Annotated in this window: 19 protein-coding genes; 12 read left to right on the top strand and 7 right to left on the bottom strand. The window is 41.3% G+C overall.

Features of this window, described 5'->3' with window-relative positions:
* The first annotated feature begins 51 nt into the window (after positions 1-51).
* From ACKLNX_RS12465 to ACKLNX_RS12450, 4 genes are read left to right on the top strand one after another with little or no spacing between them, the layout of a single operon-like run.
* Complete coding sequence (locus ACKLNX_RS12465; protein WP_412972586.1) at positions 52-630, top strand: phage tail protein; 579 nt, start codon at positions 52-54, stop codon at positions 628-630.
* Between the two features lie 30 nt (positions 631-660).
* A complete protein-coding gene (locus tag ACKLNX_RS12460; RefSeq protein WP_412972585.1) occupies positions 661-1245 on the top strand; it encodes a phage tail protein in 585 nt (194 codons plus the stop codon).
* Between the two features lie 9 nt (positions 1246-1254).
* Positions 1255-1851, top strand: coding sequence for a phage tail protein (locus tag ACKLNX_RS12455; RefSeq protein WP_412972584.1), 597 nt, complete (start codon positions 1255-1257; stop codon positions 1849-1851).
* A 33-nt stretch (positions 1852-1884) separates the two neighbouring features.
* On the top strand, positions 1885-2625 hold the full coding sequence (locus tag ACKLNX_RS12450; RefSeq protein ID WP_412972583.1) for a hypothetical protein: 741 nt from the start codon (positions 1885-1887) through the stop codon (positions 2623-2625).
* 143 nt (positions 2626-2768) lie between these two features.
* Here ACKLNX_RS12450 and ACKLNX_RS12445 read toward each other — a convergent pair whose 3' ends face one another.
* The 4 genes from ACKLNX_RS12445 to ACKLNX_RS12430 form a co-directional block, all read right to left on the bottom strand.
* Entirely contained in the window at positions 2769-4217 is a 1449-nt protein-coding gene (locus ACKLNX_RS12445) for a DUF3300 domain-containing protein (protein ID WP_412972582.1), read from the bottom strand.
* Positions 4218-4334: 117 nt separating this feature from the next.
* Entirely contained in the window at positions 4335-4952 is a 618-nt protein-coding gene (gene ribA, locus ACKLNX_RS12440) for a GTP cyclohydrolase II (RefSeq protein WP_412972581.1), read from the bottom strand.
* 65 nt (positions 4953-5017) lie between these two features.
* Positions 5018-7921: an EAL domain-containing protein gene (locus tag ACKLNX_RS12435; protein ID WP_412972580.1), complete on the bottom strand. Its 2904-nt coding sequence runs from the start codon at positions 7919-7921 to the stop codon at positions 5018-5020.
* Positions 7922-8005: 84 nt separating this feature from the next.
* Entirely contained in the window at positions 8006-9490 is a 1485-nt protein-coding gene (locus tag ACKLNX_RS12430; RefSeq protein ID WP_412972579.1) for a protein adenylyltransferase SelO, read from the bottom strand.
* A gap of 61 nt (positions 9491-9551) precedes the next feature.
* On the opposite strand from ACKLNX_RS12430, the gene ACKLNX_RS12425 reads away from it, so the two are divergent.
* Together ACKLNX_RS12425 and ACKLNX_RS12420 are read left to right on the top strand one after the other, a co-directional pair.
* On the top strand, positions 9552-9917 hold the full coding sequence (locus ACKLNX_RS12425; RefSeq protein ID WP_411692512.1) for a c-type cytochrome: 366 nt from the start codon (positions 9552-9554) through the stop codon (positions 9915-9917).
* Between the two features lie 150 nt (positions 9918-10067).
* Positions 10068-10736, top strand: coding sequence for a glutathione S-transferase family protein (locus ACKLNX_RS12420; protein ID WP_412972578.1), 669 nt, complete (start codon positions 10068-10070; stop codon positions 10734-10736).
* 193 nt (positions 10737-10929) lie between these two features.
* Here the strand turns inward: ACKLNX_RS12420 and ACKLNX_RS12415 are convergent, their stop codons facing one another.
* The 3 genes from ACKLNX_RS12415 to recQ all read right to left on the bottom strand — a co-directional run bounded on the left by ACKLNX_RS12415 (position 10930) and on the right by recQ (position 17208).
* The gene (locus ACKLNX_RS12415; RefSeq protein ID WP_412972577.1) at positions 10930-13341 is read right to left on the bottom strand and encodes an EAL domain-containing protein; all 2412 of its coding nucleotides are present in this window, start codon (positions 13339-13341) and stop codon (positions 10930-10932) included.
* Positions 13342-13493: 152 nt separating this feature from the next.
* Positions 13494-15128 (bottom strand): amidase, encoded by a 1635-nt coding sequence (locus ACKLNX_RS12410; RefSeq protein ID WP_412972576.1) that lies wholly within the window; start codon positions 15126-15128, stop codon positions 13494-13496.
* Positions 15129-15312: 184 nt separating this feature from the next.
* Positions 15313-17208, bottom strand: coding sequence for a DNA helicase RecQ (recQ, locus tag ACKLNX_RS12405; RefSeq protein ID WP_412972575.1), 1896 nt, complete (start codon positions 17206-17208; stop codon positions 15313-15315).
* Between the two features lie 140 nt (positions 17209-17348).
* Here recQ and ACKLNX_RS12400 point away from each other — a divergent pair, with 140 nt between their 5' ends.
* From ACKLNX_RS12400 to ACKLNX_RS12375, 6 genes are all read left to right on the top strand, one after another.
* Positions 17349-17585 carry a prevent-host-death protein gene (locus ACKLNX_RS12400; protein WP_412972574.1) on the top strand — a complete coding sequence of 79 codons (237 nt, stop codon included), beginning with the start codon at positions 17349-17351 and terminating at the stop codon, positions 17583-17585.
* Between the two features lie 15 nt (positions 17586-17600).
* The gene (locus ACKLNX_RS12395) at positions 17601-18017 is read left to right on the top strand and encodes a type II toxin-antitoxin system VapC family toxin (RefSeq protein ID WP_412972573.1); all 417 of its coding nucleotides are present in this window, start codon (positions 17601-17603) and stop codon (positions 18015-18017) included.
* Positions 18018-18109: 92 nt separating this feature from the next.
* Positions 18110-19030 carry an EamA family transporter RarD gene (gene rarD / locus ACKLNX_RS12390; RefSeq protein WP_411692519.1) on the top strand — a complete coding sequence of 307 codons (921 nt, stop codon included), beginning with the start codon at positions 18110-18112 and terminating at the stop codon, positions 19028-19030.
* A gap of 154 nt (positions 19031-19184) precedes the next feature.
* On the top strand, positions 19185-22319 hold the full coding sequence (locus ACKLNX_RS12385; protein ID WP_412972572.1) for a thrombospondin type 3 repeat-containing protein: 3135 nt from the start codon (positions 19185-19187) through the stop codon (positions 22317-22319).
* A gap of 236 nt (positions 22320-22555) precedes the next feature.
* Positions 22556-22876: a hypothetical protein gene (locus tag ACKLNX_RS12380; protein WP_412972571.1), complete on the top strand. Its 321-nt coding sequence runs from the start codon at positions 22556-22558 to the stop codon at positions 22874-22876.
* Between the two features lie 95 nt (positions 22877-22971).
* Positions 22972-23172, top strand: a complete 201-nt coding sequence (locus tag ACKLNX_RS12375) for an excisionase family DNA-binding protein (RefSeq protein ID WP_412972705.1) — start codon at positions 22972-22974, stop codon at positions 23170-23172.
* Positions 23173-23312: the final 140 nt, after the last annotated feature.

Below are 23312 nucleotides of genomic sequence, written 5' to 3'. Positions count from 1 at the left end.
GCCCGTGCTTGTTGTATTTAGTTTCAATTATTTCAAATAAAAGGCTAAGTCATGAAGAAAAAACACCTACATATCTTGTCACTCATTACACTAATATTTACACCCCTACTTTCATTAGAGAAAGCCTACGCAGGATCAGAACCAACACTCGGTGAAATAAGCTATTTTGCCGGGAATTTTCCACCTCGAGGTTATGCTTTTTGTGATGGTCAGTTGTTGCCAATTGCTCAAAACCAGTCACTTTTTTCACTCTTAGGCACCACTTATGGGGGAGATGGTAGAACTACATTTGCCTTGCCTGATATGCGCGGACGGATCGCATTGCATTACGGCAATGGACCGGGGCTGTCGAACCGACCAATCGGAACCAAGGTGGGAAGCGAGAGATCGACAGCATTACCAGCACATAATCACGACATGAGAGTTTCGAGTGATTCGGCAACGACAACAACAGCCACAAATCGCTCTTTAGCTACTGCCCAGATATTTAACAGCGAGACACCAAATCAAAGTCTGCATGCAAGCACGATAGGCTCTGCGGGTGGCAGTCAACAAATAGACAATGTACAACCTAGCATCACTGCACGCTGTATCATTGCTTTGGTTGGCACTTTCCCTGCACGAAACTAAACATGCTTATTACTTTTAGAGGATTCAAAAATGAAAAAATTATTTTGTATACTGTTTAGCTGCATAGCGGGTTTGGCGACACCTAATTTAGCTTTTGCAGATGAACCATATCTTGGTGAAATGATCTACTTTGCTGGCAACTTCGCACCACGAGGTTATGCTTTTTGTGATGGCCAGCTGTTGTCGATTGCTGAAAACTCGGCACTTTTTTCGCTCTTAGGTACCACTTATGGTGGAGACGGAAGAACGACATTTGCTCTCCCTGATATGCGAGGCCGAGCTTTAATGCATGCTGGTAACGGCCCTGGTTTAACACCACGCTCACAAGGTCTTAAAACCGGTGTTGAAGAAAACACTCTAACTATAGCAACTATGCAAGCTCACACGCATTCGCTAAAAGTTGCTGCAGGGGCTGCAGATTCCGACAATCCAAGCGATGCCGCAATAGCTGAGGCGAGAATGTTTAAAGCTGGCACTTCACCCACAGTAACGATGGACAGTAGTAGTATTACAGAGACCGGTAATACTCCTCCTGAGCCTATCAACAACATCCAGCCCACAATAACACTTAATTGCATTATAGCCACTTCTGGCTTGTACCCTAGCAGATCATAGGAGCTTATTATGAAACTTCCATTAAAAAGTACCTTAGTTGCATCTTTGCTCATTACTCTGAGTGGATTGTCTACCAAGGTTATTGCGCTTGATACGCCATTAATAGGCGAAGTTCGGTTTGTCGCTTTCAATTTTGCACCAAGGGGTTGGGCGAAGTGTGATGGGCAATTACTTCCCATCGCTCAAAACAATGCTTTATTTTCCATACTAGGCACCACATATGGCGGTGACGGCAGAACGACTTTTGGATTACCCGATATGCGAGGAAGAACGCCTGTCCATGAAGGCTCAAGTCCTGGACTATTAAATTACAGCTTGGGTCAAAAAAGTGGTCAAGAGAATGCAACGTTGAATGCCTCCCATGTCCCGCAGCATAGCCATGATTTAACAGCGAGTACATCGTCGGCAAGAACCTCGAGTGCAAGCGGTAATGTTCTAGCAAGGACGCGGAGTAATTTGAAAGTTTATGATAGTTCAGCGAGTAATGTAACTTTAGATAGTGAAACAGTTAGTACTAGCGGCACAAGCTCGGTGATTAATATGCAACCCTCTTTAACACTTAATTGCATCATTGCCCTTACTGGTATTTATCCAAGCAGAAATTAAATACCTAAAGAATGAATATTAAAGGATAGAAATATGAAATATAGACAAAAAATTAAAAACCTTGGGCTGAGTGCTTTTTTATTGAGCTTAGCCTTGTTTAGCGGTGTCTCTCAAGCGGCTATTATCGCAAGCTATGATGCACGTATCGATGTGGATATATCATCAACATTTGATGACAATACAATTGAAACTGAGTTTTTCAATAGCTCCGTAAACGTTACAGCAAATACATCAGGTAGCGCTAATGGAACCGGTGATAGTGGCCCAGATTCATTAGCACCAAATACAATATCCAACATGAATGCTTTTGCTAGCGGCCTTATAAACGATGGTGTTGGCTATGTGGATAGTAACTGGGCGGCCAATGGCTACTTTAGTATCGAAAACCTTACAAATGATGTAATCACGGGAGACGTCAGCTTTAACCTATCGTGGCTATTTAATGTCTTTACAGATAGTCTCGCAGAAGAGGCTTACGCTAGCGTTTTAATCTATATCGAAGATGGCGATGGAAATATTGTAGTAGATTCTGTTTATGACTTAGACAGTCTTATTGAAGGAGCAGGCGCGTTCACTTTAGCAGACGATGAACTTATAACAGTAGACAATATCAGTATAGATGTAGACGGGTTTGCCGAGTTTATTATTGAGATTGATGCTTATGGCTTCGCAGAAAGTACTCGACAAATTCCGAGTGTTTCTGAACCGAGTCACATCCTTATGGCAAGTTTGGCGATGTTTCTGCTAATTCGCCAACGTAAATTAAAAAGCTAAAGAAAAAACGCCTATGCATCTCGTAATCAGATTAGTACCCGTAATCTGGCGATAGCATAGGCGCCTGCGACAAACTTCTCCCATTGCTTTATCAGCGAGTCCTAAAGTTGCCGCAAAACCGAGCAGGTATTGCTATTTACCTTCTAATCTTTCGAACGTTTCACTATTTTCGTTCTTTGAATGTTTTGACGCTGTGGCTTAGCACTTTGGCGCTGTGGTTTTACAACCTGACGCTGAGGCTTTGACACTTGACGTTGTGGTGCTGAAACTTGGCGCTGTGGTTTTGATACCTGGCGCTGTGGCTTTAGCACTTGACGCTGTGGCTTTTCCACTCTGGTTCTTACTTGCGTATTAGAGTTGACCGGATTAAAGCCTCTGTCCTTTCGTTCAACATAAGTTCGTTCAAGAGGCTTGTTTTGTCTCATCACCGATTTGTCTGCTTTTCTAGTGAGCCTTACCTTTTTATCATTGTTACTCACAGGTTTGGCAAACTGACGCTGAGGTTTTGAGCTAGCGCGAACTACAGGTCTATCTGCGGTGCGTACTTTGGCAAACTCACTATGTTTATTGGTCACCCATTTGTTACGTTTATATGTGTCGTTGCCTGATCTATTGCCTACATATCTTTGGCGTTCAACGTGGCGTGTATGACGTTTTACTGGAGTCCAACGTTGATATTCTTTATGGTGAACACGTTTGTAATGAGTATTTCTATAACTATAGTGACGAGCTTTTCTATAAGACCAATCACGGTTGATTGAAATATGATGATTACTCCAGTGGATACCACCAAATAGTAAGCGAGTTCCTATGTAAGCACCTGGCGAAAAGTACACATAGTTATGACGATAATGACGCGCATAATAAGGTCTGGACCAACGGTAAGACGTTCTTACGTGCCAGCTAGGACCATAGATGTAAGCTGTATCATAATAAGGAACATAAACCACTTCATGACGACGAGGTTGAATTACAATCACACGCGTGTCGCGCTCACGCTCAACAACAACCTCTACTTGGTCATCATTTTGCAAATTACCTTGGTCATAAGCCATTTCTCGCAGCCTTTGAACACGACTTAGCACGAGTTCTTGATCATTCTCAAACGCATCACCTAGGTCACTCAACCAACTTAAATCATCGCTCATGTTGTTTAAGATATCTGGGAAGGCTGTTAGAGCAACGACAGAAGCATCCCAACCATATTCCAGTGCATCTTCTTGAATGTCCTCGATGGTGTTCTGATCTAAACCGTTCTGCTCATAATCGTCTACATCAAACTGTGGATGTTGTTGAATGAAGCGCGCCGCTTCTATCACTTCCAAAGGATAAGTTGAGGCAATGAGTATGTGCGTTAACAATGAATCTGGATAAAGTGCAATAGGTGCTAACGCAGCATCAATCTGATCATAGTCATTTTGAGTTTGGCTTTGTTTGTAGCCGTATACTTTGTTCGATTGCAATGAGGTCGCTTGGGCAAGGTGCATTCCCACGGTTAACGACACAGTCAACAAGGCTGTATAGCCAAGTGCTTTTAACGCACCTGCTGATAGTATTGGTTTTCTTGTTGTTACTTTTTGATTCGTATTCATAACGATATCCTCCTGCTTGGATACCCTTAGTTATACAATAAGTAAACTTAACTGAAACTGAACACAAATTAATCTAAGAAATAAAAGTCCATTAGAATGCCGAGCTTTAAGACCCGGCTATTTGAGATGGTCTGTATTGAAGGTGTGGCCTAATTTTTCTGTTTTGGTTTTTAGATAGCCCTTATTAGCGTCGGTTACACCGTGATCGATCGCTTTCAGACGAACAACATCAATTCCCATATTGTGTAATGCAGTGCATTTTTTTGGGTTATTTGTCATTAACTCAACGCGTTTCACTTTTAAAGTGTCCAGCATGGTTTTACAAATACTGTAATCTCGAAGGTCTGCATCAAAGCCTAAATGCTCGTTTGCTTCCACGGTGTCGTAACCTTCATCTTGCAGACTGTAGGCTTTGATTTTGTTCAACAAACCAATGCCACGGCCTTCCTGACGTAAATAGAGTAAAACGCCGGAGCCGTTTTCTACAATATTTTGCAGGGCTTTCTCTAATTGAAATCCACAATCGCATTTAGTACTAAACAGTGCGTCACCGGTTAAACACTCGGAATGGATGCGGATCGGAACCACATCATCTTCTGCCCATTCACCATAAGACAAAGCGACGTGTTCTTGATTATTTGATTCATCCAAAAAACCATGAATAACAAATTGCCCAAAACGAGTGGGGAGTTTTGCACTACTGACAAATTTAAATGATGTATATGGATTACTCATATTGCTAGTTGTTTGACCTCGAAGTAAGCGATATGTGGGGATGAAAAAGTATTTTCCAACAATGATTATTCCGTTCGAACCGTATTATACGACACAAACGTGATTAAAGGTGCAGGTTCTGCAATAGAAAATCCTTGAGCATAGTCTAAACCCATTTTTCCGAGTTGTACCATTATTTCATTTGATTCGACGAATTCGGCTACAGTCTTAATAGACATAGCGCTAGCAACGTCTCGAATTGAAGTGACCATGGCTAAATCTATCGAGTCTGTCAAAATATTTCGTATGAAATTACCGTCGATTTTCAAATAATCGACAGGGAGGTTTTTTAGGTACGCATAACTAGAAAAGCCACTGCCAAAATCATCGAGGGCGAAAGTACAACCCAAGCGCTTAAACTGTTTGATGAAAGAGATGGCATCGTTCATTTTCATAATGGCGACTTTTTCTGTTATTTCGAAACAGATTTTATTGTGTGGAATTTTATATTTCTCAAAAGCATTGAGGAGGAAGAATTGAAAATCTTCGTTCGCTAATGACGGGCCGGTGATATTAATATTGCATCTAGCCAATGAATCTAGCTGCTCCAATTTTCCGCTTATCCAGCTAAAATAAGTTTCAATGACCCACTTATCTATCTTGTTACTTAAATTGTATCGCTCCGCTGCAGGCATGAAAAACTCTGGTGCAATGAAATCGCCTTCCTTTGTTTTTAGGCGGATCAATATTTCGTAATAGTCGCATTCATCTGCTTTATTGAGAGGGCGATAGTGTTGATAGAATAATTCAAATGCATCTTCGTCAAGCGCTCGGTTAATCTCTTCAACCCAATAAAGTTCTCTCTCATAGTTATTCTTGATGCGCATCTCTTTGGAAAATTCATGAACTTTATCACGTCCATTTTCCTTGGCGATTATACAGGCAGTATCAGCTGAACTTAGCAGTTCTTCAGCACTGATTGCGGTGCCCTCGTACTTAGCAATGCCAATACTGACACTTTGGCTGAATCGATGCTTATCCCACTTAAACTCAAAATCACGCACTTGGTCTAGAATATTTTGGGTCATCTCACTAATTTTGCTTTGTTCCAGATAATGGAACAATAAACCAAATTTATCAGCGCTCAGGCGTGCAAATATGGACTTGGGCTCACACACTTCATACAGCTCGTGCGCTAGCTCCTTGATGAATACGTCTCCGGCGGTATGGCCACATGAATCATTGATTATTCTGAACTGGTCTACGTCAATATAAAACAAAGCTAGTTGATCATTATTTAAATGACTTTCGTTAATCTTGTCGCTTAAAAGTTGCATGAAGTGACGACGGTTGAGAAAGCCCGTTAATTGATCGTGTGTATTTAAATACTCCATGTTGATTTGATTTGCGCGTCGCTCAGTAATATCAAAGACACTGCCATAATGTGTAGCTTCACTCTTCGATTCAATAAGTTGGCTAGAGATAGAAAACCAGAATTCTACTCCATCGGTTCGCTTACCTTTGAATTCTTTGCCTAAGACCTTACGTTGAGCTGATAACTCGCCTAGTAATAAGTCGGCCTCGATAGGGTCGCAAAACAGCTCATGAATTTTACAAAATTGATTTAGTAGTTCTTTTTCTGATTCAAAGCCAAAAAGCGAGACGAAGGCTGAATTTGCGCGCACTAAAGTACCATCCGACGTCGCCGCATATAAACCTTCAGCCGTGTTGTGATAAACATCTGCGACTCGCCTCAGATCTTCTGTGACATCTGTTTGCTCTTGTTCATGCCGAGAGACGCTGGAATGCTCACGGCTAATAATGGCAACGCCAATCAACATAATACCAAAGCAGGTAAAAGCAAAAGGCAGTGCTGATGAATAACTCAAATGGCTAGCACCTTGTGTGAACGTGATCACTTCTAAAACCGCGACTAAACCGAGCGCAAGCCAACCGCAGAAGTAAATGATGGTGCTTCGCAAATCTATTCGCGAGCGATAAATTAAGGTCGCAAAAAGCTTGCTGGATAAGAACGCGATGATGACCACGAGGATTGAAACAAGCTGCCAGAAGTCGTTATATAAAAATAAAGTGACCGCGGGGATGAATAGTAAAATATAGTGAGCTCTTAACCACAGTCGTGATACAGGCACGAAAATATCGCGTCCTATCTTTATGGCTGCGAATAAACTAATGGTTAAACTAAAAGCTGTGATTTCAGCGGAGTAAGCGGGCAGACCAAATAGTCGAGGTAAAATACCCTCAGCGCTTAACAAGGTGGTCATTGAAGCAACAGCAAAAATCGCGAACCAGAAGCGTGCTGGTGCATTCTTTAGCATGTAAGTAATTAGAAAATACGTAGCTAGTAAGGACAAACCACCACTCAAGGCACCCAGTAAAATGAGTCGAATGCCGTTTTGCTGTTCGAAGCTGCTCTCATTCCATAGCTCAACTGGCAAAATTGCGGGGCCATCATCATAAACTCTTAAATACACGCTGAGTGCTTGATCGGGACGAGCCAATATCGACATTCTGAAGCCGTGAATGCCGCTTGACGTTGCATTCGGATTAGCGTTATTTCGCTGTATCGACTGAATAATTCGGCCTTGCTCATCAAGTAAAAAGCCGTCAATACGATCAACAAAAGTATTGCCCGCAATGAGTACTAATGGTGTGTTGTCATTGCCCGTGTTTTGAATTTGAAAGCGCAACCACATCACTTTGTTTTCGGGAATGGGGTTGAGTGAGTATTCACGCTGCCATTGAGTAAGCTGAACAACGTCAGATAAAAGCAAGCCCTCACTGGTGTAATGCACATCTGCAACTTCTTGCAAATTAAACGAGCGTGTAATTTCATTAGCGTCAACAATACTAATCCTAGAAGTAGGAGCTGTTATGCTAAGTTCATCTTGGCCGGATGCCTTTAGTGAAATAGCATTCAACACTAAAATCAGTCCAAAAAGTATGTACTTCGCAAATGTTCCTTTCAATCTATATTGTCCTTTTTGCTACTTGGATACCTAGTGTAGTCCCAAAACACGGTCGCTGTGAAGGAAAAACAAACATGCCAAGATTTAACTGCTGCATGATAATGCTATGCCTTTCTCAGGATCCGCAGGTGGTTTTGCAAAACGCGCGAACTCAGGATGATCGTCAAAGGGCGATGACAAGACAGTGATCAAAGCTTCACATAGGGAGAAATCATCGTCTTCAGCAGCGGCAATGGCTTCTTGAGCTAAATGGTTTCGTAGTATAAATTTAGGGTTTACAGCTAACATGTTTGATTGAGTTTTTGCCCAGTTGTTACCGGAAATATCAAACAGTTTTTGTTGAATGTCACGATAGCTTTCACACCATGATTTTACTCGCTCGGCGTTAACAAAAAAATCCGAAATATTATTATATTCTTGGTTTTCAATTGAGAGTAAATGCTCACTAACTACTCGAAAGGATTGATGGAAGTCGGCTGTTTCGTCTTTAAGAATATCCATCCATTCTGAAACAACGATGTCAATTTCCGCGGCAAGTTTTTGTTCGTTAAAGGCTTGCTCATACAAACCTAGGCGTCGCTTCATCAAGGTTTGATACTCATTTAAAAGAGTGACTTCATAGCTCATTAGCACCGTCTTAATATCCTCTATTTGCATAAAGGGAGTGAAGGCATGAGCTAGGGCATTCAAATTCCATAGGCCGATACTAGGCTGCTGGTCGAAGGCATATCTTCCATTATGGTCAGAACGGTTACATACATATTCTGGAATAAAGTCATCAAGAAAGGCATAAGGGCCATAATCAAAGGTAATGCCATGAATCGACATGTTGTCGGTGTTCATCACGCCATGGTTAAAACCATATGCTTGCCACTTTGCTATCATCAGCGCAGTGTTGTCGACGATAGTTTGGAACATCGCTTGGTGCGGCGAATCTGAATCGAGGCACTCTGGGAAATGATATTTAAACGAATAAGCAAACAAGGCCTCTAGTTGCTCTGGCTGGTTACTGTGATGGAAAAATTCAAAATGGCCGAAGCGTAAATGGCTTTCGCAAGTCCTAATCATCATCGCACCGCGCTCTAATTGCTCTCGCTGCACGGGTTCTTCACTGGTTAATAAACACAATGAACGGCTACTTGGGATGCCAAGAGCATACAAGGCTTCACTAGCAAGGTACTCGCGAATGGTTGAGCGTAGCACTGCGCGCCCATCGGCATGACGGCTATAGGGAGTAGGGCCGGCGCCTTTTAGATGTAAATCCCAAAATTGACCTGCAGGTGACTTAATTTCACCTAGAAGTAGGCCACGGCCGTCGCCAAGATGCGGATTCCACTGGCCAAATTGATGACCACCGTACTTTTGTGCGATGCTGTTTTTCTGTAACTCGCCATCATTGCTAAATAAAGCAGATAGTAAAGCAGGTGTTTCCAACTCAGCTATATCAATGCCTAAGTCTTTTGCTAGTGTTTCATTGCGCATGGCTACTCGAGCACGCGTAACCGGAAAGGGTTTTACTTGGCTGCAAATTTCGCTAAGTTCTGAGGCGTAATGATGAAAGAGTTGCATGCTATCTCGTTTGAATTAGTATGATGCCAATATACGTTAGTTTTGTGCAAAGGAATCATTGGTGAAAAAAATAAATACAAAAAACAGAACAAGGATATCGTTAAATAAAAGGCTTGTCGCATTAATCGCTTTTTCTACGGTGAGTTTGTCGGCTTGTGGTGAAGCGGTTTTAGTCGGTGATGTCGAGAGAGGTGAGGAGAAGTCAAAGGTTTGCGCTATGTGCCATGGTGTATCTGGCATTTCCAATGTACCTATTTACCCAAATTTGGCAGGCCAAAAAGAGCAATATATGGTGCTACAGTTAAAAGCCTTCCGCAGCGGCGAACGCGTGAATATGGCCATGACTTCGCATGCTCAAAAACTGACAGACCAAGATATTGCTGATTTGTCGGCATATTATGCGAAGTTGGACCCAAAACCGGAATAAACTATTTTCAATCTAAATATTGCGACTCAGAGTATTTAAACCAAGACTTAGTTTTTGACCAACATCATTATTGGCTTTCTAAAAGATTATTTTGATTGTTGAAATTAACTCAATCAATCACAGAGCAACTTATTGCTTAAGGGAAATTTTATGTTTCAACTACACCATTTAAATAGATCGCGCTCACAACGTATTGTTTGGTTATTAGAGAGCGTTGGCGCCGAGTATGACATTAGAGTCTACAAACGAGATGCTAAAACAAATCTTGCGCCACCTGAGCTCAAGCAAATTCATCCTTTAGGCAGAGCTCCAGTGATTACACATGAGGGTAATGTGATCGCCGAATCAGGGGCTATTTGTGATTACATTGCACGACAATTCCCTGATTCGAACATGCTCCCAGCGGCAGACTCAGACAGCTTCAATGATGTTCAATTTTGGTCTCACTTTGCGGAAGGAAGCTTTATGCCGCCTTTGGTGACGAGCATGGTACTTGAGAAGGCGCGTGCAAAAGCGAAACCATTTTTCGTTCGCTATATTGCCGACAAGGTGATCGATGGTGTAATGGATGCTTATTTTAAGAAGAACATTGAAGGCAATCTAATGTTTGTGGAAGCTCACTTGGGCAACTCTAAGTGGTTTGTTGGTGACTCTCCAACCCTCGCTGATATTCAAATGAGTTTTGGCTTAGAAGCTTTATTCGATGCTGGCAAACTTAAGCCGTTCAAACATATGACTGCTTACGTGCAACAACTTCGAAACCTAGATAGCCATCGAACGGCTATGACTAAGATGAAACACGCTGAAGACAATAGTTAAAGGTTGAGCGTTTAAGTACTACCAATCAATCGTTCTAGTTGTGCTTAGTATTAGATAGTTCCACTTTTGATTGGTAGTAAATAAACAGAGATTAAAGCCTTCGCTCAAGAGCCAGTCGTTCTTGCGAAGGCAAGAATCTCCTTGGAATACCTCAATACGTGTCCGGTGTTTGATATGCCGAATTCCCAGAATTTCATTTGTCCAAACTTGCTATACCTTCTAACAAAATACCTTCGAAAACATCCTTTTCCACCGGTCTCGATAAATAATACCCTTGGCCATAGTGACAACCGAGTTTCTTCATTGAATCTAACTGCTCTAAGGTTTCTATACCTTCAGCCGTAGTTTTAATGCCTAACGCCTTTGCTAAGTTGATAATGGCTTCCAGAACGATGTTTTCTTCTGACTTTGCTCTGTTGCTACTAATAAAACTCTTATCAATTTTTAAAACATCAAAATTAAACTGGTGTAAATAACTGAGAGAAGAATACCCAGTACCAAAATCGTCGAGGGCAAGTTGCACACCCATTTCACGAATCTTTTGCATCGTAACTTGGGTTTCTTCTACGTTTGACACAATACTTCTTTCGGTTAATTCAAGCGTCAAATAATTCAGCACTTCCGGAAAGGTATGGTACGTGCTTTCTAGTATTTGCATAATCGATTCAGAATTAAAGCCTTTGCCTGATACATTAACATTGAGAGAACGGAACTGATTTGGCCATTTTTCGTGCCAAGTTTTGAGGTACTGTATTGAGGTCCAGACCACGTATTCATCTAACGCAATAATCTGGTTACCTTTCTCTAATTCAGGTAAAAAAGATGCTGGAGGCATCACTCCATATGTTGGATGCTGCCAACGTATAAGCGACTCACCGCCTATGACCTTTCCAGACCGGATATCGATAATAGGTTGAAAGACTAAGTGCAGTTGCTCTTCCGCTAGTGCAACTTTAAACTCACTATCAAGATCGAAATGACTAAAATTATCTCCGCCTTCTTTTGCTTGATAAAAACATACCTGATTTCTACCATTTTCTTTGGCTTGATACATCGCTTCATCTGCTTCTAAGAACATTTTCTCGGGTGTTGTTTTTTTGCTCTTATTCTTTTGTCCGGCATGGCCCTCAGCTTTGCAAAATGTCACGCCGATACTTGTAGATACGTTTAGCTCCTTATCCTCGATGATTATCGGTTCGCTAATAGCACGTGCTATTTTGTTGGCAATATCATGAATATTCTGTTCATTACGTACGTTGACCAACAACACAACAAACTCATCACCACCTTGCCGACAAATAGTATCTGATTCACGCACACACTCATTGAGTCTCTCGGCACAGATTTTCAAAAGTTGGTCGCCAATAAAGTGACCATATTTGTCATTCACAAATTTAAATTTATCGAGATCTAAGAAGAGCAGGGCCACGATATGTTGTTGGCGTCGATCCAAGTCGACCAATGCTCTTTTCAATCTATCGTTAAACAGTATTCTGTTAGGAAGTTGTGTTAATGGGTCATGCAGCGCTAAATTAGTGAGTTCAGAGCGTGCTTGCATGCGCTCAATGGCGTTACGAATATGCTTGGCGACAAAGGATAGTAATAGTTTATCTTTTTCAGTAAAAACAAATTTTCCGTTGTAGCTTTGTACAACCACAATTCCTCGCAGGGATTCATTACCGAACGGTACTCCTAGCCAAGCCTCTGGCAGTGAGCCTTTTACATAGATGACTTTGTCTTCAATTAAGCGGCTAATATCTTGCTTGTAAACCAATAAGGGTTCGTTGTTGTGCAATACATATCCAGTAATACTGGGCGGATCATCAATCATGATGGTCGTTTCATTATCAGCAACGTCGTCGACTTCATCAACACAATAGGGAATAGTGAAGGCTTTACCATCACTAGTTGATAAAGCGATATAGAAGTTTTTGGCAAAGGTCAGGCTTGAAATTTTAGTATGCAATTGCTCGTAAAATTCGGACATGTTTTCAGTCTCAAATATTAATTCTGCAATTTCAAACAAGGCATCTTGGATTTTGCTACTTTGTTCTAATTTGTTAACGGTTTCGTGGAGCTTTCTTAAATCTCTATTTTGAATAATTTTAGTCGCGGCAATACTGGCAATAGCGCTCAATGTTTTAGCATGAATCTCAGTAAAGTAATTCACTTCATGATGGGTAGACTCTATAACACCCACCAAGCGATCATTGTCAAACAACGGAATGGCTAATATCGAGAGGATATTATGTTCGTAAAGGTCCAGCTCTTCATTCGTCTGAGCATCGTGGATGATAATGGGAGCCATAGATTCAGCAACTTTCCCAATAAGACCCTGTCCCAGCTTTATGTTAAGCGGCTTAATCGTTTTCGACTTACCATTGGGTTCTTCTTTGCTTGGCGTTACTTTTTTCTGTAGACACTGCGTTTCTTCATCAAAAAGGTAGACGGAAACAACTTCAATTCCCAATGTGGTGGCCACATTGTGAGTTAAGTGCCATAGGACATCATCTTCTGTATTCAGCGATAACATTTCAGTAGCAAATCGACTCACAATTTTGAAGTGCGTCGCTTCTGACTCTAGCTGACTTTTTTCATCACTCATTAATTACAACTCATTTTAATCCTGAAGAAACAAAGTGCTCGAATCTGTTCAGTGTTCTTGTTGGAATTTATATACTTTTGTACCAATAAGGTATTTTAATTTGATCAAATATACAAAGATTTTGTTGCTAATTGAAAAGTTGCGAACAGACGTTATTTTTTATGGCCGTCCATAGCATCACTTATATAAGGAATGTCTTCCGCATTTTTAAGATATTCTGGACTTAATCTGCGCATGGAGTGCTGCTCATATCCATAGGCAAAAGACAGAATATCTGCGTCGGTATTTTTAGCACCAATAAAAGACAAACCAACCGATAGTCCGTGGATACCGCCCATCGGAACGGTAGCATGCGGGTATCCTGCGCGGGCAGCATGACCACCAAATCCGGGCCAGTCGTTTGGCCAAACGTCTCCGTTAATCGGGTCTATTCTTGGCACAACCAGACCAGATGGAGCTATGAGAACCTGTACACTATGTGCTTTCAACAATTTGTCTATGCCATCTTCACCAGAGGCTTTTTGCACAGTTGTTAGCGCAGTTTGATATTCTTCGCTTTCCAAGGAGTCCATGGCAAGAGACGCATCAAAAATGCTTTGATCAAATAATGCCAATTCAATGTCTTTTTGGGCTAGATTAAAATCAACCAACTCTTGTAAGTTGCGAGGTGCCACTTGTTCAGCGGAGGTGCTCGCTAAATATTCATTTATCCCATGCTTAAATTCAAATTTCAGTATGTCGTAAGACATCTTGCCATACTGCTTGGGAGTGTCAGGACGCTCATCAATTTCAACTAATATCGCCCCTGCAGCTTCAAGGTCTGCCAGTGCTTGTTTAAAGTGAGCCAATATTGCTTGCGATTTACCAGTGGCAAAATTAAGTACGCCAATTCGCACACCTCTCAATGCATTCTTGTTTAGGCCTGCGGTATAGTCGACATTCGGCGTAGTAGTGGCCATAGCGTTTAGCATTAACGCTGCGCCTCTTACTGTTTTTGTCATAGGGCCAGCTGTATCTTGAGTGTGTGAGATAGGAATAATATATTGCTGTGGAACGATACCCACACTTGGTTTAAATCCGACAATGCCGTTAGCGTTTGATGGACATATAATCGAACCATTTGTTTCCGTGCCCACAGAAGCAGCCGCAAGTGAAGCTGCGGTTGCTGCGCCCGAACCTGAACTCGAACCACACGGGTTACGATCTAACATGTGAGGGTTTCTTACTTGTCCTCCCAAAGCACTCCAACCACTCATTGATCCTTCAGAGCGAAAATTGGCCCATTGACTCAAATTAGTCTTACCTAAAATTATCGCCCCTTGAGCACGCAAGCCATCGACTAAAGGGCTGTCTCTAAGGGTGATATTATTTTTTAATGCTAGCGCTCCGGCAGTAGTTGGCATGTTGTCTTTTGATTCAATATTATCTTTGAGTAAAACAGGTACACCGTGCAAAGCACCCAAAACTTGCCCCGCAGCTCGCATCTCATCAAGCTTTTTGGCATTTTCTAACGCGTCGGGGTTTATTGAAATTATCGATTGTAGCTTAGGTCCGTTTCTATCAACTTGCTCAATACGTTCTAGGTAAAGTGTAACCAATTCTTGTGAACTAATTTGGCCACTATCGAGAGCGTTTACAATATCCGGTAATGAGCCAGCAATAACTCCTGTAGCTCGAAAATCTTTCTCAACTTCCTTTGTAGAGCTTGTAGATGTGTCCTCTTTATTTGGTGAACAGGCAGATAGAGCGATACTTGTCGCTAAGGTAAAAACCAATAATTGTTTCATTTTTTCTCTTTTGCAGAATAATTACGCGATTAAATTAAAACTAAAGAAAGCGGATACTTATTGCAAGAGAAAACGATAAACAGGGAATACTATAAGTAGAGAACGCAATTAACAAAGAGAGCTAACAACAGAGAGAGCTAACAGCAAAGAGAGCCATCAGCAAAAAAAGCCATCAACAAAAAAACTAACGCGTAGCCAAATAATCTTCGATTAAGGTAATGAAAGCACTTCCATAACGCTCAAGCTTGGTCTGCCCGACACCGGTAACGCCAATAAACTGAGTTTTATCCACGGGCATTTTATCAGCCATGTCAGCAAGTGTTGCATCGCTGAAGATAACAAATGCGGGGACGTTTTCCTCTTCTGCTATGTTCTTGCGTAGGTGCTTCAATTTCGCGAATAGTTGGCGATCTATATTGGCAGGTTCGGCTTTATTACGCTTACTTGTATCGACACTGAGTTTAGGAACAGCAAGTTGTACCAGACGTTCGGCTTTCAATACCGAACGCGCCGATTCGTTAATACGTAAGATACCCGACAAAGTCATGTCAATGCGCAACAAGCCCTGATGAATAAGTTGTTGAATAATATTATGCCAGTAGTTATCAGATTGCTCCTTACCTATGCCATAAGTGCTTAATTCATTGTGTTTATTGTCTAATATTTTTCGGATGCTTTTGCCACGCAGTACATCGATAACATATTGCACGGCGGTGTCTTGGCGTAGACGAAAAACACAAGACAAAATCTGTTGAGCTTGGGTTGTCCCGTCAAATACTTTAGGTGGATCAAGACAAATATCGCAGTTGCCGCATTGTTCTTGGCGATAATCTGAGAAGTAGTTTAGTAAGACCTGACGTCGACAGGTTTGTGCTTCAGCAAAAGATTCCATCGCTTCAAACTTATGCATCTCAATTTCGTAGCGATCTGGCGCCGTACCAGTTGAAATCCATTGTTTAATTCTTGCTGAATCACGCTCGTCGAACAACAATAATGCTTCTGCGGGCATGCCATCGCGACCAGCTCGGCCAGTTTCTTGATAGTATGACTCTACACTGCGGGGAACATCGTGGTGCACAACAAAACGCACATTCGATTTATTGATACCCATGCCAAAAGCCACGGTTGCAACCACAACTTGCAAGTCGTCTTTGAGGAATTGAGTTTGCACAAATTCTCGAGTGTCGGTGTCATGTCCGGCATGGTAAGCATCACATTTGATGCCTGCGCTTTGCAAACGTTGTGTTAAATCATCTACTTTTGCTCGGCTATTACAATAAACGATGCCTGCGGCACCTTCTTGCTGCTTCACAAAAGTCACGACTTGCTCAAAGCCTTTGTATTTAGCGAGTAGGTTGTAGCGAATATTCGGGCGATCGAAACCCCCTTTAAACACAAAAGGATTATCTAATTGCAACTGATGCTGAATATCAACCTGAGTGGCATGGTCGGCTGTTGCAGTGAGGGCAATAAAAGGTGTGTTTGGGAAATGGGACTTCAAGCGACCAAGATGACGGTAGTCTTGTCGAAAGTCGTGGCCCCAATGTGAAACACAGTGAGCTTCGTCAACAGCAATTAAGCTGATCTTGAGGTTTTGTAATGAGTTTAAAAAATACTGTTTTAACAGTCTCTCTGGGGCAACGTATAACAAATCAAGTTCACCGTTGTATAGCTGCGCACTAATCTTCTGTGACTCTTCAATATCTTGAGATGAATTCAAATATGCAGCCTTCACACCTTGTGCGGTCATTTGCTGCACTTGGTCCTGCATCAGTGAAATCAAAGGGGAGACGACAATTGTGATACCGTCCAATACTAAGGCGGGAACTTGGTAACACAAAGATTTTCCGCCACCCGTAGGTAATAGTATGAGCGCATCTTGGCCATCGAGTACTTTGCCAATTACTTCCATTTGCCCAGGACGAAACTCAGAATAACCGAATGTATCCTTTAGGATTTTGGCGCATTGTTGCTCTTGTGGATGTGCGCTTATTTTTGCCGCCCTTGTGTCCACTACAGAAGTACTAGTATCGCTAACATCACCGGGTTTTTCTGCAATTAGGCTCAATGGATATCTCATTCAAATTCAATTTTGCTATTTTACGCGCTTTTGCTGCCGAATTCATGCTGTACCAACAGACTATTTTCTTTTTGTTTATTATTTGCACATTCAACGAATTGTAGTAATGTAGCTACGTGTACATAAATTGAGCAACCAATATGAGTGTAGATACTTTTACAAGCCGACAATTCAATCAAGACCCCAGTTCTGTGAAGCGAGCCGCTAAGAAGGGGCCGGTTAAAATAACCGAGCGAGGTGTTGTGTCGTTCATGATGATGAGCATTGATGATTATTTGGAAGTAAGCGGAAAAGCCAATTCCATTTGTGATTTATTAAGTGCGCCCAAGACTGCTGATATAGAGTTAAAGGTGCATAAATTAAATACCTCAAACTGATAGGAGTAACAAACGATGATGTTTTTACTTGATACCAGTGTTTTGTCGGCCTTGAGAAATCCCGGTAAGGATGACGCCAAACTTGTAGAGTGGGCGAGTCAGCAACAAGTTTTCAATCTATACATTTCTTCACTTAGTATTTTGGAATTGAAAATCGCTATCTTAGAGAAACGAAAAATCAATGCGAAAGAAGGTGAAGCTCTCAACACTTGGCTACAACAGCATGTCTTACAAGCTTTTAAAGGGAGAATTGTTGCATTTGATGCCGAAATGGCAGAATATTGCGCCGCGTTGCATGTAGCGAATCCAAAGTCAGAAAGAGACGCCATGATCGCAGCCACTTGTTTGGTGAATAATATGAGCCTAGTGACTCGTCATTCATCAGATTACAAACATATCAAATTACACACTATCAGCCCTTGGGAAACTTAAAAATACCAGTTGTTAAGGCTTAGTGAGTAATGATCTGTGAACACTGGAGAGTGAGCTAATACTTTCTCTCGATAACATTTAAAGAGAATCAATTGAGCCAAACCAGTTCAGTCCGTTCAGGCGTTATTTTTGCGCTGTGTGCATACACAATGTGGGGTGTCGCGCCTCTCTATTTCAAAGCGCTTGCGCACGTGCCTCCAATCGAAATTCTAGTGCACCGTGTGGTTTGGTCGGTTGTCTTGTTGTCATTCTTAATAGTTGGCTTACGTCATATTAGTAAAGTGAAAGCCGCGATAACGAATAAGCGTGTGATGTTTACTTTAATGGCAGCAAGCGCCCTGTTAGCCTGCAACTGGTTTTTATATATCTGGGCGGTGAACAATGATTATATTCTTGAAGCGAGCTTAGGCTATTACATCAACCCGCTTATCAACGTGTTCCTAGGTCGTTTATTTTTAGGCGAGACCTTGCGCATGCCGCAAAAAATCGCCGTCGGAATTGCGGTAACGGGTGTACTGATCATGATTTTTAACTTTGGCTATCTACCCTGGATTGCCTTAACCCTCGCGGTTAGTTTTAGTATTTATGGATTATTGCGCAAGCAAGTGTCGGTAGACTCATTACCAGGTTTGTTTGTTGAAACCTTATTCCTTTTGCCTGCTGCAGTTATTTACTGGGTATTCTTTGCAAGCGAAGTAGGTGACTTAACAACGAATTCGTCATCCTTGAACATATTGCTGTTGCTAGCTGGCGTAGTAACAACTGCACCACTGTTATGCTTTACGGCTGCGGCTCGACGCATTCGCTATTCAACATTGGGTTTCTTCCAATATATCGGTCCATCACTCATGTTCATTTTAGCGGTAACACTTTACGATGAACCCTTAAGCACTGGCAGACTAGTCACCTTCGGTTTTGTTTGGGCCGCGTTGGCCCTATTTACTTACGATAGTTTCAAACATTATCGAAAAGAGAAGAAAGAGAAAAAGCTTGCGGCTTTGCGCCCTGAGTAGTCGGTACTTAGGCTTTACCTTTCTGTATTTATCTTGCATTTTATAGTTTGTTGACGGTAACCTTGCACCCTACACAAAATTTGATATGCAAGTGAAGCAGATAGAAATATGCTGTTTACTCGCAAGTATTACAACACTGAACAAGGATGCTACAGTGAAAAACCTTATCTTTATTATATTTGGACTCCTTTTTTATTCTGCTAGTGCTTTCTCGCAACAAACCCAAGCCAACTCGATTTTGCATGAGCTGGAGATAGAGGGGATTCGGGATTATTCAAGTTCGGGCTTTCCGCGCAACTTTTTAATACATGAAGAACACCTTTACTTCACCAGCAACGGATCTTTTAGCGAGGCCGGAAACAGAGTTTGGCGTCTAAATAAGCAAAACGAGCTACATTCAATCGATACTGGCCCAATTTACGGCAATTACACTTGGGGTCATCCTTTCCAAATCGTGAATCAACAGCTGGTTTATTTTTCACGGGATGGTCTTAAAGCTGTTTCACTCGAAGATGGCTCTCACGCCAATTTATTATCTGGAGAAGATAAAATTAATTGGGGATCTGAACTCTCATTTGTGGCATTTAATAAGCATTTGTACTTCAAAGGCAGGGTCGATATGCAGACCGGCTCTTTTTGTTTTTGGAAAACAGATGGAAGTGCAGAAGGCACAACTAAAACTGATATATGTAGAGTTGATAGGGCTCCTAATTTTCAGCAATTGTTTGCTTCAAACAATAAGCTTTATATAGTTAGCACAAATGCTGAAGATAGCACCAAAATTAGGGTGATTGACGCTCAAGGGACAAGTATCGAGCTTCCTCAGGATGTCGCTCGCAGAAATAATTCGGCAGTCAAAATTGCGAACGAAGGCATTTTCTTCCAAACCAATAAAGCATTATATCACTCAGATGGAACTGTGGATGGAACCGTAGTTGTTGCCCTAGATGAAGAAGTCGCTGAAAATGATGCTCGCGAGTTACTAGAATTAAATGACAAGATATTTACGGCAGTGCGTTCGGAGGTATTCGTATCTATAGCCGATTCAGAGAATGTTATTCAACTCGATCTAAGTTCAGATGATCCTAATGAAAGTCGCTACTCCACATATCCATTTTCATTCACTTTGGTTGGAGATCTCGTTTACTTTTTTGTTCGAACAACTGAACCTCTCAACACACGAAGTGTTTTTAAACTGTTTGTTTCTGATGGCACACAAGAAGGAACACGCTCTGTTTTTAGCTTTCAACAAAGGTCCTATGATTCTGTAAACATAATGGCGTCAGAGGGGAAGCGCATTATTTTCACTCGAGAACACAGTAGCGATGGCGAACACTACTTCAAAGAAATTTGGGTTAGCGATGGAACTGAAGACGGCACAAAAATAATATCAGATAACTCAGTTCCTATTGAGCTTCACAATGAACGTGTTTGGTCCGTTTTTAACTCTAGACTTTACTATTCAGCTCCAACTGAAAATCAAGGTTTAGAACTGTGGCAAAGTGACGGCACAGCAGAAGGCACCTTTATCTCAAAAGATATTGGTTTTTCCAGCAATCATCACGTTTCGCTTGCTAAAGAACACTTTGTAAATAACGATGAGTATTTCTACTTCATAAAAACGCCTATTAACTTTTCAAACGATCAAGAAAGGCAATATACACAAGAGTTATGGCGGTCCAACCTCGCGACACTTGCAACAGAAAAACTGTCAACTATCAATACCGACGAAGATTTCTCTGTCACACTTAAACTTGCCTCAAATGGGATCTTTATTTGGGCTACAAACACCAATGTTGGGGGAACCAGTAGAATACTCTCATTTTTTGACTTCCAATCTAATTCATTGAATGAAGTGCTTAACCAAGTTGATTCTATTCATTGTGATTTTGATTTTGGTAGCACGGTAGGTGAAACACTTTATTTCGTTAGTGACGGTGCCAGCGAAACTACCAGAGATTGCCAGATTTGGTCAGTTAACGGCAATAGTAATAACGCTACTCAATTGTCAAACTTTACTGACAATAATGCCAACCAATCAGGTGCAATCGCATACTATATTCTCAATGATGTAATGCACTTTCACTCAGTAAATGGTCATGGCGGAGATAACACCAGTGCTCAATTGTTTTCAACCGACGGAACCACCGAAGGTACTATCGAAGTATTGGATAGCAATGATTATGATATTGTTAATGCCGCAACTGCCGGTAATTATCTTGCTTATAACGATGGCATTTTCTTTACGACCGTTGAATATTCACCGGCCAATCGTCGACTGTGGTTTTGGAATGCCCAAGGCGTTCATGAAGTGATATCAAGACCTTCGCTTCATGATTTCACACTCTATAAGACTAATGGCAAGGTATTGTTTAGCATTGACCAGGAGCTATATATCAGTGACGGACGTGCGGAAAATACGGTTCTTTTAGATGTTTTTGACCCCGATTACAACTTTAGCTATCTTACACCAACCTATAATTCAAACTACTTTTTCTATCAGACCGGTAATGCGAACCAAATGTTTGAATTGTGGCAATCGGAGGGTAACCGAGCTGACACCAAGTTGGTGTCGGTAATTGAGGGTTACGACGTTAACATTCCAATTGCTGTAATTGGAGATGATTTGTATGTTAAGGCCAGTCGTAGAATTGACGACAAAGAAATCACATATAGAACAAACCTTAAAAGTAACGATATTTCGATGCTTTATGAAGGCGAAATGGAACCTGTCAGATATCGCACTATGGCAAACAAATTTTTCGTTTTGGGAGAAGCAAAGGATATACCTCAATTTATTGATTTTATTAGCTATATATTCGTAAGTGCAAAGTCGCTTGGAGACGATCTTGATGGCGATGGAGTGCTGGATGGTAGCGATGCGTTTCCACTGCACACATTAGAGCAAATGGACTCTGATGGTGACGGCTTAGGTGATATTGCTGATCTCGACGATGATAATGATGGCATTCCCGACAGTAGCGACTTAGCTCCAACTGATCCGATGGTGTGGGCCGACTATGATAATGATGGTATTGGTGACTTAGCTGACTTAGACGATGATAATGATGGTGTTACCGATTGGAATGATTCATACCCATTTGACGCAACGCGCTTTGAAAATGCTTCTGGTGCTACCGCACCGCCTGCAATTGAACCGCCGCCAAGCCCTGCTCCAGATGCTGGTGGTAAAGACGGTTCCGGTGGTGGAATAATCAATTTGCATTTTTTATTGCTTTTATCTGTATTGACCTTCAAGCGGCGAAACAGGTTCATCAAAAGCAAATAGATGTTCCTCTTTGAACTATTAAGATATCGCTGAATAGCGTGCCCTCACATACTTGAAATCAAAGTTACTGCAAACGCAGGGCTGTGATATAAAGATTACATCATCGACCTAATGAACTACTAAGGCAATTCTGATTTTAAGGGAGGGTTACAGTGTAGTAGACGCAGAACCGAGTTTTTTGCCAGGAAATTTAGAGGATGATGTACTTGAGGCTGCAACAGAAAAGGATGAACCAGATGAGAAATAAAAAAGTTGAATTTACATATAAGTTTCCGTTTTTTTGTATTCTTCTGATTGGCGCGTTTTATCTTTTATGGTGGTTTTTAGGGCGAGGCTCTGAATGGGCAAAGTTATACAATGTTTTAGGGTTGATAATAGTTTTAGGTTCAAAGCCTTGGTCTGATCTCTTGCAGCTAATACTTAACGAAATTCTAAAAGCTGACTATATGGTTTTGAGGCTATCGAGTTATGCAATTGGATTTACAATTAATGCGACTATTTTAAGATTTGTCTATTTGAGAATATATAACCTGATTGGAAACAAAGAAAAGAGCTAGATTTTGATGAGCGTATAGAGTTCGTCGATGAAAGAGGTGAACAAGTGGTATTGCCTGCGTCTGCACTTGAGTTGTTGAAGAGTATTCTTGTACAAATGGCACAGGGTAATGCAATGACCTTGATGCCTATTCATGCTGAGTTAACTACACAGCAAGCCGCTGACATTCTAAATGTGTCAAGACCCTACCTTGTTAAATTACTCGAAACGGGCGAAATTCCATTTGCAAAAAAAGGAACACACAGGCGAGTGCATTATCCTTTTTTTATAATTTTAGTTAGTAATGGGTTACTATGATATTTACTAATAAATAATCATAATTCACACCAAGATATCAAATATAATCATATTTCACACCTTATAATTGTTTTTCACGCAGTTGATTTAAATTTTCAATCATAATATAGTTTGTAATCATAATTCATGACATGACACTG

Origin of the sequence: Glaciecola sp. MF2-115, assembly GCF_047250385.1 — a bacterium.
In the GTDB taxonomy this organism is placed as follows: domain Bacteria; phylum Pseudomonadota; class Gammaproteobacteria; order Enterobacterales; family Alteromonadaceae; genus Glaciecola.
Note: the sequence above shows the minus strand (reverse complement) of the source record. Positions and strands in the feature narration are given on the sequence as shown.

Bases quoted from the DNA above. Each gene is read 5' to 3' on its own strand.
- ACKLNX_RS12450 (WP_412972583.1), top strand. From the start codon at position 1,885: ATGAAATATAGACAAAAAATTAAAAACCTTGGGCTGAGTGCTTTTTTA.
- ACKLNX_RS12410 (WP_412972576.1), bottom strand. From the start codon at position 15,128: ATGAAACAATTATTGGTTTTTACCTTAGCGACAAGTATCGCTCTATCT.
- ACKLNX_RS12445 (WP_412972582.1), bottom strand. From the start codon at position 4,217: ATGAATACGAATCAAAAAGTAACAACAAGAAAACCAATACTATCAGCA.
- ACKLNX_RS12415 (WP_412972577.1), bottom strand. From the start codon at position 13,341: ATGAGTGATGAAAAAAGTCAGCTAGAGTCAGAAGCGACGCACTTCAAA.
- ACKLNX_RS12400 (WP_412972574.1), top strand. From the start codon at position 17,349: ATGAGTGTAGATACTTTTACAAGCCGACAATTCAATCAAGACCCCAGT.
- ACKLNX_RS12380 (WP_412972571.1), top strand. From the start codon at position 22,556: ATGAGAAATAAAAAAGTTGAATTTACATATAAGTTTCCGTTTTTTTGT.
- ACKLNX_RS12395 (WP_412972573.1), top strand. From the start codon at position 17,601: ATGATGTTTTTACTTGATACCAGTGTTTTGTCGGCCTTGAGAAATCCC.
- ACKLNX_RS12460 (WP_412972585.1), top strand. From the start codon at position 661: ATGAAAAAATTATTTTGTATACTGTTTAGCTGCATAGCGGGTTTGGCG.
- ACKLNX_RS12375 (WP_412972705.1), top strand. From the start codon at position 22,972: ATGGCACAGGGTAATGCAATGACCTTGATGCCTATTCATGCTGAGTTA.
- ACKLNX_RS12465 (WP_412972586.1), top strand. From the start codon at position 52: ATGAAGAAAAAACACCTACATATCTTGTCACTCATTACACTAATATTT.
- ACKLNX_RS12430 (WP_412972579.1), bottom strand. From the start codon at position 9,490: ATGCAACTCTTTCATCATTACGCCTCAGAACTTAGCGAAATTTGCAGC.
- ribA (WP_412972581.1), bottom strand. From the start codon at position 4,952: ATGAGTAATCCATATACATCATTTAAATTTGTCAGTAGTGCAAAACTC.
- ACKLNX_RS12455 (WP_412972584.1), top strand. From the start codon at position 1,255: ATGAAACTTCCATTAAAAAGTACCTTAGTTGCATCTTTGCTCATTACT.
- recQ (WP_412972575.1), bottom strand. From the start codon at position 17,208: ATGAGATATCCATTGAGCCTAATTGCAGAAAAACCCGGTGATGTTAGC.
- ACKLNX_RS12420 (WP_412972578.1), top strand. From the start codon at position 10,068: ATGTTTCAACTACACCATTTAAATAGATCGCGCTCACAACGTATTGTT.